The organism is Parashewanella spongiae (assembly GCF_004358345.1).
GTDB lineage: Bacteria > Pseudomonadota > Gammaproteobacteria > Enterobacterales > Shewanellaceae > Parashewanella > Parashewanella spongiae.
On record NZ_CP037952.1, the window covers coordinates 2,182,661 to 2,197,900 of the forward strand.

Below are 15,240 nucleotides of genomic sequence, written 5' to 3' on the forward strand. Positions count from 1 at the left end.
ATGAGATTTTAACAATTATATTTCACTCGATTTAGTGCTTATCTCAATCTTGAGTTTGGTAGAGATGCAATGAGATTTGAGGGAATGTTGGCAGTCTAACTGCGCCACTGAACTTTTCAAACGTCCGTCGTTCCCGCATGTTGTAAGCGGGAATCTAGTGCCTTTTGCTCTAAAAAAGAAAAAGACGCTGGATTCCTGCCTTCGCAGGAATGGCGATGTAAGCAATTTCAATGAGTTATAAAATTCACACATCAGGTTTTTATTTTATGTTTACAAACCTTTTTATGCGCTAAAGCTTTAAAACTGAAAGGACACTTGAATAGTTATCTGTCCACCTAGGCTGCCCACTGAGTATTTCACTATTAGAAATCAAATTCGGATGATTTTTAAAATATTCAGATAAACTGTTATCTCTTGTTAGTATCACCCATTCGGCTCCAAATTCAATTCCATTATTTTGATTAACGGTATGGATAGTCATCATTCCTAGCTTTGAAGCATGCTGTTCAATTACCGAAGCGAGATTTAAATATCGATTCGAAATATGTACTGCAATTACTCCATTTTCCAATGAAACATGTTTGTTATAGAGTTCAAATGCTTCAAAAGTCAACAAGTGAGTAGGGATTTGATCGCCAGAAAATGCATCTAAAACAAAAACATCATAATTGGCACTTCCTTGTGACAGGTATTCTTTTTGTAAATTTATGCGAGCATCGCCAATTTCGACGTTTATCTCTGATTCAGATTTTTTAAGGAATGAAAAATGAGTTTGAGCAAAAGTTAAAACTGCAGGATTGAGTTCGTAAAATTTTATGGTGTCGATTTCACGACCATATACTGATAATCCACCAGCACCAAGCCCGATAATGCCTATTTTTAGGCTTTTGGGTTCATTCAGAAATTCAAAAAGATGACCAACCCCTGTATCTTTCGAATAATAATTAAGAGGTGTGAGTTCATTTCCTTTAGTCAATGACTGGCTACCATGAGAAGTATTGCCATCGGATAATCTTTTTTCATTAACACCATTTTCTCTGATTTCTTTGACAGCTAATATGCCGTAAAAGTTTCTATGCTGAGCCACATTGTATTGTTCATAATCTTTGTTAATTTCTAAGAAAGCTAGAAGCCAAAATATCGCAAATACGGATATAGGAAGTATCTTGGAGGCCAAGCTTTTTATACCAAACCTTTTATTTTTGTTACTGTTACTTGTGCTTATAAAATCGCAAACTACAAATAAAACTAGAACGCTGACAACGGCAATCGGTAGCTCAAAAAAATTATCGAAAATATGCTCAGCCACAAATGTGATTAAAAATGTTCCTGTAACTCCACCAGCGGACATCACAAGATAAAAAAGAGTTGTATCACTGTGTTTTGGTCTTAAAGTATGTAATTCGCCATGACATATGACGCACCCACAGAGTAATAACATTAGATAACAAACTAATTGAGAAACGATATCAAGCTGCCCAGCAATGAAAAAAATAAAAATAAATATCAGTGATAAAGGGATGTAAAGCCCAAGCCAAAACCATTTTTGATACATCTTATCTTTATTGAAAACGAAGATAAAACTGCACAAATACACAACCAATGGGGTAATCCAAATAAATGGTATCGGCGGAAGATTTTGAGAAATAGCTTGCGTGATGGATACTAATAAAACAACTCCAACTAATGATAACAGAAACCATATAGATTTTGTTTTAAGTGAAATAAAATCACTTTCTTTAGTTCTATTATGAGTTGACTTAATAGCAGTTTCAGGGGCTAACTTAACCAGTTTATATATCATGAACACAAAGGTTATACTGAAAACGAGGAAGGCATATTTCCAAATAAGTTTTTGTATATCAAGTGGAATAAAGGGTTCTATTAAGAAGGGGTAGATGATTAGCCCGAGCAAGGAACCTGCGTTTGAAACAGCATAGAAATAGAATGTATATTGCTTACTATCATTTTTACTTGACCAAATTTGCAATAGAGGTGTGCTTGCTGATAAGCAGAAAAATGGAACTCCGATACTAGAGGCTAATAATATTATGACTCCAATGCTATGAGGATAATGAGATGTGATGTATTGAAGCGAATTTATATCTGCGATTAAGACTAACGTACTCACGACAAGCAATACGCAATGTGTGAAATATTGAGTATGAATATTTTTAAGTTTAGAAATACCGTATGAATATAGGTAACCTAAAAAAAGGACAAACTGAAAGAAAAATAAACAAGTCGTCCAAACTCCAGCTCCACCTCCAAACCAAGGTAACACTATTTTTGAGATTATAGGTTGTATCTGAAAAAGTAATAGAGCACTAAAAAAGGCTTGGATAAGTAAAAGTCTTGGCAACGTCATTAAACTTCCGTTTTAATTATAATTTTTGTAATTACAATGCCATACACTTTTGTAGTTAACAAGATTGTTACAAAAATGGAGGGGTAATTCAGCTGTAGATAAATCCAGCAGTAAAGAAAGAGCCATCGACATAGCAATGGTACTTGTTGCTATACGGTATATATGGAAATTAAGCCAACAATTACGTGTCCCAATCCACAAATCTGAAGGGCATATGACGCCGTAGAAGGTATTTATCCATTAGAAAGCTACTTTTTCAGATATTTATCTTCTATTTTTTCACTTAAGCTCGTATTATTCCCTCCCATGGAGCTTTTGACAGCATAAACGATAGTCTGCCAATTGATTGGCTTTCTTAATTCACCGATAGCGACTTCTCTATTTTTCTTTGTTTCTCTAACCCCATTACCATTTAGCCAAGTCTCTACAACCTCCGACAAACTTTCTGCAGATTCCATTCTTTTCATTTTTATGTCCTTCACTTGAGCGTATGACAGCCCAATTGAAGTACCTATTTGGCGCCAACAGCTTTTAACCTCACTTAACCATTCTAGGATTTCATCAAGATCGCTGTTATCAAGATTACCATTAGAACTATCAATGGCCTCAGCAGAATCTGAGGCTACTCTATCGGTTTGCTGGTCTCCTCTTTGAATAGGGGCTGAAGGCACAAATACTTTTGATTCATACGGCATGAGCTTATCGGGTGTGCCAATAAAAATTTGTTGGATACATTCAGTAATTCTTTTAGCCTCTTCACTTAATTCAACATCATTTAATAATTCAACAAACCCACCCCAAGTAAATAAATAATTCGGATTCTTGACACTCTGCGAGGACTCTGCCCACTTTTTGATGAGCTTAACTAATATATCTTTCAAGTTTATATTGCCAGCGTTTTCGAGTTTATGTGTCTCAAATGCATCGAATAAACCAAGATATAAGGCAATGTCACTTGCTTTACATACAAGCTTATCTTTATTGACAACAAACTGACCATTTGTATCTTTAAGCGAGAACATTCTGTCAAAAATAATTGGCAAATCCATATAGTTATGTGAATCTTCCTTCGATTTCTGGCTTACTATTTCTGACGTAGCCGATATAAAGTTACACATGTGCTCATCTTGTATTGTTTCACCACAAGAATATTGCTTACCAGAAGGTGAGCGCATAGTAGATTGTTGCTCTGGGTCTGCAAGAACTGGAGATAGTCCCATCGAGTTAAATTTATCTGAAATATTGTTAATACCTGATGCAGTTGATGAGCAAGACATAATTACCTTTATAAACAAGTTATTTGCTCAAAAAATACCTCAAAAGAGTTCATTAGGGTTAAATGTGAAGAAAATTTAATTTTCCATTGATATCACCATTTGATTTAGCAGCACTTAATATCGGGAGGGTAAGGGATCTAGCGATTTAGAAAGTATCAATCTTTGTCATACCAGCGAAGGCTGGTATCTAGTGGCTTTTATAGAAAAAAACAAAGGCACTAGACTTCAGCCTGCACTGGAGTGACGAGAACTCATATATACTTTCTTCCGCAATTTTACTAAGAGGTTATAAAGTAGTGCTTAATGCTTAATAGTGATACCTATTCAAAGTCACTACAACCATTGTAGATAAAGGTTACAAAGGGAGTATGCAATATGTCGAGCAAGAGGTCGTTATCCCAAGTCGGCCATTAAAACGATACGATGAAGTACAAGAACAGATGAAGGGGGATACTTATCAAGCTCTTGAATTGCAGAATTACGAATTAGAAAGAAAATTAGACTATTTACCAACAATTACATAAACATAATGGGGGCTAACTATGATTAAAATTATAAACGAATATCAACCACTACCAGCTCTACTACCTATTAACGATAGTAGTTTAACTTTAAGTGGTGATGAAACTATACATACTCTTTCAACAAAACTAGCCAATTACAGGGTCGATTTAGAATTTAGGTGTCCTTGGATCTCATGGGTCAATTTTTTTAAAGCGAATAATGGTGAGGAAAACAAACAAATTAAAGCTAATTTAAGAAAACCAAGATCATGGTTTAAAAGACAGTTGTTTAGTTCTGATTCTCGAAATGGTTCAACTTTATTAGTTGAAATATTGATGAAAACCACAACATCAACACAAGCTATAGAGTTGATTGAGGGTTTAGGTGAAAAACATGAAACGAAAGTAAAATGTTTAAGAATCATGCAATATCTAGATTCAATTTTTGGGAAACATCTACAATATACCTTTAATGACGAACAAGTTGAATATGGTTTTAGCGTAGCTGATATTCACGCTTTAAGTATGGCTGCTCGAAATAATAAAGAAACGTAAGTAAAAGAGGGCTAGCAAGGGGGGATTTAACAGGCGAATACTATCTAGCTGGGCATTAAAACGAGACTCAAAAGCCATAAGAAAATGCAAAAATGAATTCTGTAAAAAACGGACAACGATTGAGCCTGTAATCGGTCATTTGAAACCAGCGTTGATCAAAAACGACACGATGAAGTACCAGAATAGAATAAGCGTGATGCTTATCAAGCTCTTGAATCGCAGAACTACGAATTAGAAAGAAAATTAGACTATTTACCAACAATTACATAAACATAATGGGGGCTAACCATGATTAAAATTATAAACGAATATCAACCACTACCAGCTATATTACCTGTTAACGATAATAGTTTAACTTTAAGTGATGATGAAACTATACATACTCTTTCAACAAAATTAGCCGATTACAGCGTCAATTTAGAATTTACGTGCCCTTCGGCCTCATGGCGCAATTTTTTTAAAGCGAATAATGGTGAAGGGAACAATCCAATTAAAGCTAATTTAAGAGAGCCAAGGTCAAGCTTTAAAAGACACTTGCTTAGCCCTAACTTACGAAGTGGTTCAAGTTTATTAGTTGACATATTGATGAAAACCACAACACCAAAACAAGCTTCTGAGTTGATTGAGGGGTTAGGTGATAAACATAATTTGAAAGTAAAACGTTTTAGAACCATGAAATATCAAGATTCACTTTCTGGAAAACATTTACAATATGACTTTAATGAATTAGAAGCTAGAAATGGTTTTAGCGTAGCTGATATTCACGCTTTAAGTACGGCTGCTCGAAAAAATAATGAGATGTAATTTAAATAGGGCTAACAATGATTAAAAGTCAAAACGAATATCAACCACTATTGCCTGTTAACGATAACAGTTTAACTTTAAGTGGTGATGAAACTATACATACTCTTTCAACAAAATTAGCTGATTACAGGGTCGATTTAGAATTTACGTCTCCTGAGGCATCATGGCACAATTTTTATAAAGCAAATTGTGGTGCTGAAAACAAACCAATTAAAGCTAATTTAAGAGAGCCAAGGTCAATGTTTAAAAGATACTTGCCTAGTGCTAATTTACGGCATGGTTCAAGTTTATTAGTTGACATATTGATGAAAACCACAATACCAACAGAAGCTTCTGAGTTGATTCAGGGGTTAGGTGAAAAACATGAATCGAAAGTAAAACGTTTACGAACCATGCAATATCATGATTCACTTTCTGGAAAACATCTACAATATGGCTTCAATTACGAACAAGCTAAATATGGTTTTAGCGTAGCTGATATTCATGCTTTAAGTACGGCTGCTCGAAAAAATGATGAAACGTCAGTAAAAGAGGGCTAACAATTAGGGAAAACGGGTCAAAATAAGCAGTTAAATTTGATTGTTTGCCAACCAGAATTGATCGTGGTTTATAATAGCCTTTGCCTGTTAACTGCATTTACCGAATGTGTAAAGCGCCTTTGTACAATCGATGAACACATCATTCCCCTTGATGGTAAAACATTGCGAAGAACTCTGGATAAAATGAATGAAGTTCAAGCAATCCATACAGCTGACATTGAGCACACCTATTAAAAACCCAAAATTAATGAATCCCACATTCCGCACCTTTTAAATCAAATAAAAACATTAAAATTTCAACAGGTTAATAACCAACTTCAAATATCAATAACTTACGATTTATTAAAATTCCTATTTATTTTCAAATAGTTGAAATTTGTATTTTTTATAGAATGAAGTTCCATTTGTTTTATCCATTTAAATTTAATTATTTGTCAATCGAATACAGGTGCGGAACGTGGGATGAATGGTTACTGATTTTTGTGTTGTGAAAATGTTCATACCGGTTAATTTTAAGTAAAACATAGATAAAGGTGATTTTTATTCAGCTTTAGCAACATAACTATTCCGTGTACGAAATGTCAGATACAGTTAATGCTTGGTCGGTAAAGAACAATTATGCGATCATACTAAAAAGTGTGCTCGCTAGGGTCTGTTGATCTTTCGTGATTGTTTTTGCAGCGATAAATTGGTTATTTTATGCAAGGCAGAGTTTGTGAGGTTTGGTTATTCCAAATAAGAAAACGATAACGCAGCAGAAATGACCAATTTACGCTGTCTTCGATGCTTTGAGTATTCACTGTTTTGTGTTGTGACCAGCTCACTTAGATGGGATGGCTAAGCATCACTGCTCACGCCTTGAACCTAAAAACATCAGTTGAACGCTGAGTATACGCGTAACTATTTGAGCAATATGATGACTTTATCATCATTGCTTTCACCCAATGAGTGAAGCGCTCTACGCTCACAAGCTTGCTAAAATGACTGCTATCTGCGTTGTAACTTTTGCAAGTAGAATAACTACTTGCTGCAAGCTACGTCTTAATATCAGCCATTTTTTCTACGCTTGAGAACGCAGTCAACTGATGTTTCAAGGTTGAACAGATAAATGCTCAAATAGCACAAAATTTAATCCTGAAAGATCAGCAGACCCTAGTATCAAATTAATGGATAGACTCGCTTAATACTATCATTCCTGAGTTGAATTTATCCTCGATAAACTCAAGTCCAAATTCATCTTTGAGAAAACTTATCATTCCATTTTTTAAAGTATTATTGCCATGGTATCCAGTTATGATCGATGTTATCTTGGGTTCATTGTTTTGTTTGTGGTAACAAAATAATAGTTTTGCGAAAGCTAATGGAACACCTTGAATATGTGTATCATTACCTGAATGGTCTTCGAAGATTTTATCCATATGCAAATCGATACAATGATTCATTAAGCCAACATTTTTTTTATATATTCCTTGTGCTATCCCTTTATCAATCATGCTTGCGAAATTATCTTTTTCAAGCGGCGCAAGATGAGCATGCACTTGTAAAAAAGTACTCATGTCACATTTGTTCATTATTTTTTCTAAATACCACATTCCCGTGTCAAATTCCTTAGCCTTAATACATACTTTAATAAAGGCATTGTAAATGGCAACATCAGGCTTGATGCCCCATTGTTGTATTAAGCTGGTTATAGCTGTATCGCCATCGCCCAAAACCAATGATTTTGCCTCTGTAAAACGCACCATTTCAGCGCAGGCCGTCAGCAAATTTATGCAGGTGATTAGACTGGCCTTTAATGACAAATGAGGTGCCATCACGGGCTTATCACCACACACTAGTTGCCAAGCACTATCAAACTGGCCCGTTTTAGCGCATACCGTGATAAAAGCATTGTAAATGGCAACATCAGGCTTGATGCCCCATTGTTGCATTAAGCTGGTTGTATCTGTATCTGTATCGCCATCGCCCAACACCAATGATTTGGCTTCTGCATAACGCCCCGTTTCAGCGCAGGCAGCCAGCAAATTCATGCAGGTGATTGAATCTACCTTTAGTGGTAGATGAGGTGCTATCACAGGCTTGTCACCACGCACCAGTTGCCAAGCACTATCAAAATGGCCAGTTCTAGCGCATACCGTGATAAAGGCATTGTAAATGGCAACATCAGGCTTAATGCCCCATTGTTGCATTAAGCTGTCTGTATCGCCATCGCCCAACACCAATGATTTGGCTTCTGCATAACGCCCCGCTTCAGCGCAAGCAATTAACAAATTCATGCAGGTGATTGAATCTGCCTTTAGTGGTAGATGAGTTGCAATCACGGGTTTGACACCACACACCAGTCGCCAAGCACTATCAAACTGGTCAGTTTTAGCGCATACCGTGATAAAAGCATTGTAAATGGCAACGTTAGGCTTGATGCCCCATTGTCGTATTAAGCTGGCTGTAACTGTAGTTGTATCACCCAATACCAATGATTTGGCTTCTGCATAACGCTCCATTTCAGCGCAGGCAGCCAGCAAATTCATGCAGGTGATTTGATTGGCTCTTAATGGTAAATAAGGTGCCATCACGGGCTTATCACCACACACCAGTTGCCAAGCACTATCAAACTGGCCTGTTTTAGCGCATACCGTGATAAAGGCGCTGTAAATGGCAACGTTAGGCTTGATGCCCCACAGTTGCATTAAGCTAGCTGTATCGCCATCGCCCAACACCAATGATTTGGCTTCTGTAAAACGCTCCATTTCAGCGCAGGCTGTCAGCAAATTCGTGCAGGTGATTTGATTGGCTTTTAATGGCAAATGAGGTGCCATCACGGGCTTATCACCACACACCAGATGCCAAGCACTATCAAACTGGCCAGTTTTAGCGCATACCGTGATAAAGGCGCTGTAAACGGCAACGTTAGGCATGATGCCCCATTGTCGTATTAAGCTGACTGTATCTGTATCGCCCAACACCAATGATTTGGCTTTTGCATAACGCCCCGCTTCAGCGCAGACCGTCAGCAAATTCAGGCAGGTGATTTGATTGGCTTTTAATGGCAAATGAGGTGCCATCACGGGCTTATTACCACACACCAGTTGCCAAGCACTATCAAATTGGCAAGTTTTAGCGCATACCGTGATAAAGGCATTGTAAATAGCAACATTAGGCTTGATGCCCCACTGCTGCATTAAGCTGGTTTCAGCTGCATTGCTTAGTACCAATCTTTTGCCATCTGAAAAATTTAAATTTAACTTAATTAATATCAGTAATAGTATGCATGTTTTCGCTTCATAGGACGATTTAAATAGAGTTATGTCACTAAAAATACCGTTGAATTTAGATGAATGACTGTCAGAAAACTCGGCTGCTTTGTGTAACATTTTATGGATTAGTCTTATGTCCCATGATGTTTCCATGACCTGTTTGTCGTTTTTTAGGGTCTGAATGATTTCAATAAGCTGCGAAAGTTTAGTGCAACCACCAATTAATACATTTAACTCAATACCGAGTTGATTTTTGCTTTTTTGTTTAAGTTTCCAAGAGTGAATAAGTGAACTGGTCTGAGTAAAAAAGGGATCTGGGGAGGAAGGTTGTTGCTGTAATTGCTTGGGATACTGAGTGCTCGATTTTGGAGTAATGGGACGGGGCTCAGTTGTAAAACGTCGGCAAACATTACTTGGCTTCTTACAATACTGAGTCTCTCGTGTGCGAGAGTTAAAGCGAGTCGATGATGGTTTATTGTTGAAAAAATCATACAGATTTTGTCTATCAGTTTTGCTTAATAGTTGATAACACTGTTGTAACTCTTCATCACTATCAAACTTTGAAACCTCAAAGTTCAGATATAATACGGCTTCGCTTGGGTATTCTTGGAGACTTTTAAGCATGAATCTATATATTGATTGTTGCTCAGCAGGAGTGCGCACTGTCGCCATCACATTACTCAATAAGTGAATGAATTAACAGGCTAAGAAATAACGCACTAAAAAGATAAATACAAAAATATTCAGCTTTAAGGCATTCTATAAATGTATAACAGAAGATTATCGACCACACAGGGAGCCGTTTCGTAGCTCATAGTTGTGCCTCGGAATCAAAAAAATAATGAAATTGAGCGGAAATTGGTAATATTGAGGAATGGGTTCGTTCGATATTAAACTTTTTTATCCATTACAATTGCTCATGCCTTAAACAGATAGACTCACAAATAGCACAAAATTCAATCCTGAAAGATCAACATACCCTAATCACATCCTCTGAATTGCCTAAAGAATTGTCAAAATACTAGGGTCTGTTGATCTTTCGTGATTGTTTTTGCTGCGATAAATTGGTTATTTTATGCAAGGCAGGGTTTGTGAGGTTTGGTTATTCCAAATAAGAAAGCCATTGATGGCCAATCTTATCAAAGCAAGCTTGAATGTCTCCCTCAAGAACCCAATGCGCCGAGCCTCTTTTACACAAGCAATTGAAGCATTGTGTGGTTGCGTCTGATGCACAACGGTTAGGATGAAACCCATAGCTGTTTGGGTCGGCGAGCGTTTCTGCTATAGGCTCTAATGCTAGAAGATGAAGCGCTTGGTGCGCTCTGTCTATCATGCAAGGAATGCCTAATGGTCTAAGCTTGCCGTTTTTCTTGGGGATGTAGATACGCCTGAGCGGTTTGGTTTTATAGCCTTTCCTGCTCAGTTGATGAACCGCAGTCATACGGCGAGCATCAGTATTCCATATTATGCCGTCTATTCCCGGCGTTTTACTGCCTTTGTTTTGTGAAACTCGTTTTACAGCCAGTAGTTTGGCTGATTTCGAGTGAGTTAGCAGCCATTGCAAAGCCTTAGCTTTGCTCTTTCTGCCTTCTCGAATTGCCTTTGCAATACGTATCAGAAGCTTTAATACGTGCTTTTCAACCGCCTTCCAGTTAATGGATTGCCATTGTATGCCGCAGGGAGAGGCACTTATTTCAGGTGAAATAATCATTTGCGTTTCTCCATAAATAAAGTTCTTCAAACTCTCTTGCAACGGAAGACCAGCTGGAAGTGGGCTCACTTTCGTGCCAGATATTCATCTGTATCTGCATCATTACAATGCAGCGTTTGCTTTCTCCAGCCTCCTTTACCTGCACCACCATCAGCTTTCTTCGCAGACAGCTTTCCCAAAGGGAGTGATACAGGCTTACCGTGTTCCGTATGTCACGTTAGATGCCTACTATAGTGCGGAGAGCGTGTCGATCACGAAAGAACACGAGGAAATTTCTTTACCTGCTCTCGGTGCCTTTTGGCTACAGCGTAATAACCACTTCCGCTGTTTCAAGCATGACGCACCTTACATAGGTTCACTTACATTCATCATACTGACTACCTAGCACTTACCCGATTCATGTGGTTATCAGGAGGAACGTCCTCTCACGATTATTTTCCCGTCGAATCGACTTCGTTACATTGTCAGACTCGCTACTTTATTCAGAGTCCTAGGTTGGGGACTCAGCCTAAATAATGTGAAGATATAAGGAGAAAGTTCCGTTGTTTTAAAAAGTTAGGAACATGTAAAGGTAATATGTCCATTTAGTTCTTTCTAAATGATGTTAGCTAAAATTTCAAATTCAAAAAAATGCCAGATTTTGTTATTTTAACCTTAAAAATAAGGTTAAAACTAGATGTTTTTACCGAAATGGCGACTAAGTGGTTTTAAAAGTGAAAGCCATTTACAGGTATTTTTATTTGTTCGCTTACAGAAAATCAATAAGTTAAAAAACTAACATCAATTAGGCTGAACACCCCCTAGGTTCATCTGGTGATACAGAAGGTTCACTCAAAGCGGTGAACAACGCTTCATACGACTTCACGTCGCACTCATCGCCGCTTGCTGCTGGGTAGTTTATTTTAAAAATCGATAGATGATGTTAAGGCTTCAGCTGTGAGTCGTGTCATGCTTGTATTAACCTAGATACATCAGTTGACTGCGTTCTCAAGCATAGAAAAAATGGCTGATAGTAAGGCGTAGCTTGCAGCAAGTAGTTATTCTACTTGCAAAAGTTACAACGCAGATAGCAGTCATTTTAGCAAGCTTGTGAGCGTAGAGCACTTCACTCATTGGGTGAAAGCCATGATGATAAAGTCATCTTATTGACTCAAACAGTTACTCATATACTCAGCGTTCAACTGATGTTTTTAGGGTTAATGATTGCAATTACAATAATGCTTGGCATGTTACCGCTTTGAATGATGCGTTTTTATGTGAACTTGAAAGGTTACAAAATAAGACAAAAGTATAATAGGTATTTCTGTGCTAATCTCGTGTAATAATAGTGTCATTATTAGTGATGTAGGATAGAGCTATTTAATCTCAATATGCCATAAAGTGGAGCTTGAATGGATTGCAAAATAGTAAAGGCCACAATAGATGATTTAGCAGAAGTTGCAAGGTTATTCGATGAATACAGACAATTTTACAGCCAATCATCGGATATTGAACTTGCTACACATTTCATTAAAAGTCGAATACTAGAGCAAAGCTCAGTCATTTTTTTAGCAAAAGATAGCTTGAATGTGGGATTGGGTTTTGCTCAATTATATCCGAGCTTCTCTTCAATAAGCGCAAGACCAACACTTATTTTAAATGATTTATATGTCTCAAAATTTGCTCGGTGTGTAGGGGTAGGAAAAACTCTTATTTCACGATGTAATAGCTATGCAATAATGGAAGGTATTGTTCATATAGGATTACAAACTCATAAAGAAAATAAACAAGCTCAATTATTGTATGAACGTTTAGGGTTCATTCAAGATGAAGAGTTTTTATCTTATGGCTATGAGGTGTGTTAGTCTGCCTATATTAGCCATTAATTAAGTTTGAATTAAGTATGAATAGAATTACTCAACTAGTATTTATCTGCTTTGTACTCGTTCTACCATTACCAACCTATGCTGATACGGCCGAAAATAAATTTTTGAATGAAGTGATCCAATGTGCTTCATATTATAAAATCAGTAGCGACGCCCTTATTGCAATGAATGCTCCGCAAATGAAGGGGATTGCAGATAAACTCAAGCTATCTCATCAAAAAAGTCTGGAACTTGCTCTTAAATATGATAAATCAGCCACAAGTAAATTTGCTGAAATAGAGAATCAGCAAATTGCAGAAATGAAAGCTAGTAGTGGGTTGCGGGAGTTAATGAATCAATACCGCACTAAATGCCAGCAAATTTTAGCTGCCCCTGATGAAAGGCTGAAATATTGGCAAATGGTCGAAATGTAGGGTTGATTTAAAATTTATATTTAATGTTTGAAATAAGAAATAAGTTTTACCTGTCTACTACACTAGGTTTTTAGCTTAGCTGAGCAAGGTACAATTAATATGTTTTTCATTGCAGGTTTTTTAGCCGTTTTAACAGTGTTTGTTTGCCATTTGTTAGGCTTTAGATCTAAATTCCCTCGACAAGAGTCTTTGGTTCAAGCATTAGATGTAAAAAGTGAAAAAATTTACTATCACTACATAACATTATTTCATATTGTTTCAGGAGCCGTGCTGTTTTTGACGTGTTTTGACGTTATTGCGAAAACTCACTTATATGGTTTGTTATCCTTTATCGCTTTAAACTACTTTTTGTTTTTTGTGTGGAGAGCATACTCCATTTTTGTTAGTGGCTATAAATCGACTGTTTTTGGAAAGATAGAGTTGTTAGGTTTGTTATTGGCAGGTGTTTTTTGTTTGTCTTCTTTATATATGTGAATTTTTAGCCGCCTCTATTCATTGATGGCGGCATTTTAAATCAATTCATTATTCGCTTTGCATAATATTCTCGATATCTTCAATAGTTCTTGGTATGGCGGCAGATAAATTTTCGTGTCCAGTTGTTGTCACTAAAATATCGTCTTCTATTCTAATACCAATCCCCCTATAAGCTTCAGGTATATCATCCGCAGACTCAGGTATGTAGATTCCGGGTTCAATAGTGAACACCATATTTGGTCGAAGTTTTATCCAGTTGTCTTGCTCATCATGGTATGGTCCTACATCATGAACATCCATTCCAAGCCAATGGCCGGTTTTATGTACAGTAAATCGCTTATATGCATGGGAGGCCATGACTTCTTCGAAAGTGCCGGTTAATAACCCTAGTTCTATTAAGCCTCTGGCCATAACTTCCATGCATGTTTCGTAAAGAATATTCCATGAGGTGTTGGGCTCGACTTTCGATATAGCAGAATCTAAAGCTGAAAGTACTATGCTGTAAATTTGTTTTTGTTCAGCACTAAAACGTCCATTGATAGGGTAGCTTCGAGTAATATCAGAAGCATATTTTTTGTATTCAGCACCAGCATCTATGAGAAGCATTTGGCCATTTTTCAAAACAGAATTGTTAGCTTCATAATGTAAACACATAGCATTATTGCCGCTAGCAACAATATTTGGATAAGCTACCTCTTTACAACCATGTGCTCCAATCGATTGATAGAATTGTGCTGAAAGTTCGGCTTCATTGACATTCGGTGCGCAACGTTTCATCACTTCTTTATGTCCGTCAATCGAAGCGGCAACAGCAGCTTTTACTGTGTTTATTTCTAGTTCTGACTTGATAAGGCGGGTAGCGTGTATAATCGGGGCTAACGATTCAATACTACGGTATTGTTTAATAACATCAAATCCACAGGTTTGGCGTTGCCGGTTAACAATCGGAATCAATGAAGAGCTAATGATATTAAGTTCATCACTCAGGTATATGCGCTTAATGCCTTCAAGATATTTTTCAAACTCAGATGGAAAACTATCTATGGGTAGGGCATTTGTTGCGCCATGAATTTTAACTGCTCCTTCTATACCTGCACGCTCTCCAAAATTTGTTTCTTGATGGGGATTTTTGGGTCTACAAAAAAGCGTGAAGTTATCATTTGACTCATCTCTTGAAATTAATGCAATCGCATCGGGTTCATCAAAGCCAGTAAGATAATAGAAGTCATTATCCTGCCTAAAGGAATACTTTATGTTCTTACTGCGAACTTTTTGTTGATACCCTACTAAAATGACAAGGCTAAACTCTGGTAATTTATCTAAAAGTTCAGTGCGACGCTTTTGAAAAACATTTTCCATTCCTTGGCCCCTAAAAATTTCCTAATTAAGTAACTTGTATATAATATTCATTACAATACCTGTTGATGGTTTTTATAACAACTCTGGCATTATTGGTGATTTTTGAATAAATGAATGA

Annotated in this window: 10 protein-coding genes and 1 pseudogene; 6 read left to right on the top strand and 5 right to left on the bottom strand. The window is 37.0% G+C overall.

Annotated elements, in window-relative coordinates; translation table 11 throughout:
- Positions 1–289: 289 nt before the first annotated feature.
- Both E2I05_RS08300 and E2I05_RS08305 read right to left on the bottom strand, forming a co-directional pair.
- Complete coding sequence (locus E2I05_RS08300) at positions 290–2,368, bottom strand: polyamine aminopropyltransferase (RefSeq protein ID WP_121851696.1); 2,079 nt, start codon at positions 2,366–2,368, stop codon at positions 290–292.
- Positions 2,369–2,616: 248 nt separating this feature from the next.
- Positions 2,617–3,645, bottom strand: a complete 1,029-nt coding sequence (locus E2I05_RS08305; RefSeq protein WP_121851695.1) for a hypothetical protein — start codon at positions 3,643–3,645, stop codon at positions 2,617–2,619.
- 542 nt (positions 3,646–4,187) lie between these two features.
- Between E2I05_RS08305 and E2I05_RS08310 the strand changes: the two genes are divergently transcribed.
- The 3 genes from E2I05_RS08310 to E2I05_RS08320 all read left to right on the top strand — a co-directional run bounded on the left by E2I05_RS08310 (position 4,188) and on the right by E2I05_RS08320 (position 6,046).
- A complete protein-coding gene (locus tag E2I05_RS08310; protein WP_121851694.1) occupies positions 4,188–4,703 on the top strand; it encodes a hypothetical protein in 516 nt (171 codons plus the stop codon).
- Between the two features lie 288 nt (positions 4,704–4,991).
- A complete protein-coding gene (locus E2I05_RS08315) occupies positions 4,992–5,507 on the top strand; it encodes a hypothetical protein (protein ID WP_121851693.1) in 516 nt (171 codons plus the stop codon).
- A gap of 17 nt (positions 5,508–5,524) precedes the next feature.
- Positions 5,525–6,046: a hypothetical protein gene (locus tag E2I05_RS08320; protein WP_121851692.1), complete on the top strand. Its 522-nt coding sequence runs from the start codon at positions 5,525–5,527 to the stop codon at positions 6,044–6,046.
- Positions 6,047–7,209: 1,163 nt separating this feature from the next.
- On the opposite strand, the gene E2I05_RS08325 is transcribed toward E2I05_RS08320, so the two are convergent.
- Positions 7,210–9,972 (bottom strand): pentatricopeptide repeat-containing protein, encoded by a 2,763-nt coding sequence (locus tag E2I05_RS08325; protein ID WP_121851690.1) that lies wholly within the window; start codon positions 9,970–9,972, stop codon positions 7,210–7,212.
- 445 nt (positions 9,973–10,417) lie between these two features.
- A pseudogene (locus E2I05_RS08330) lies at positions 10,418–11,011 on the bottom strand (reverse transcriptase N-terminal domain-containing protein); the annotation flags it as partial.
- Between the two features lie 1,391 nt (positions 11,012–12,402).
- On the opposite strand from E2I05_RS08330, the gene E2I05_RS08340 reads away from it, so the two are divergent.
- The 3 genes from E2I05_RS08340 (at position 12,403) to E2I05_RS08350 (ending at position 13,763) form a co-directional block, all read left to right on the top strand.
- Positions 12,403–12,855, top strand: coding sequence for a GNAT family N-acetyltransferase (locus tag E2I05_RS08340; RefSeq protein WP_121851688.1), 453 nt, complete (start codon positions 12,403–12,405; stop codon positions 12,853–12,855).
- 38 nt (positions 12,856–12,893) lie between these two features.
- Positions 12,894–13,289 (top strand): hypothetical protein, encoded by a 396-nt coding sequence (locus E2I05_RS08345; RefSeq protein WP_121851687.1) that lies wholly within the window; start codon positions 12,894–12,896, stop codon positions 13,287–13,289.
- A gap of 99 nt (positions 13,290–13,388) precedes the next feature.
- Complete coding sequence (locus E2I05_RS08350) at positions 13,389–13,763, top strand: hypothetical protein (RefSeq protein ID WP_121851686.1); 375 nt, start codon at positions 13,389–13,391, stop codon at positions 13,761–13,763.
- A gap of 48 nt (positions 13,764–13,811) precedes the next feature.
- Here E2I05_RS08350 and E2I05_RS08355 read toward each other — a convergent pair whose 3' ends face one another.
- The gene (locus tag E2I05_RS08355; protein WP_121851685.1) at positions 13,812–15,122 is read right to left on the bottom strand and encodes an aminopeptidase P N-terminal domain-containing protein; all 1,311 of its coding nucleotides are present in this window, start codon (positions 15,120–15,122) and stop codon (positions 13,812–13,814) included.
- Between the last annotated feature and the right edge of the window lie 118 nt (positions 15,123–15,240).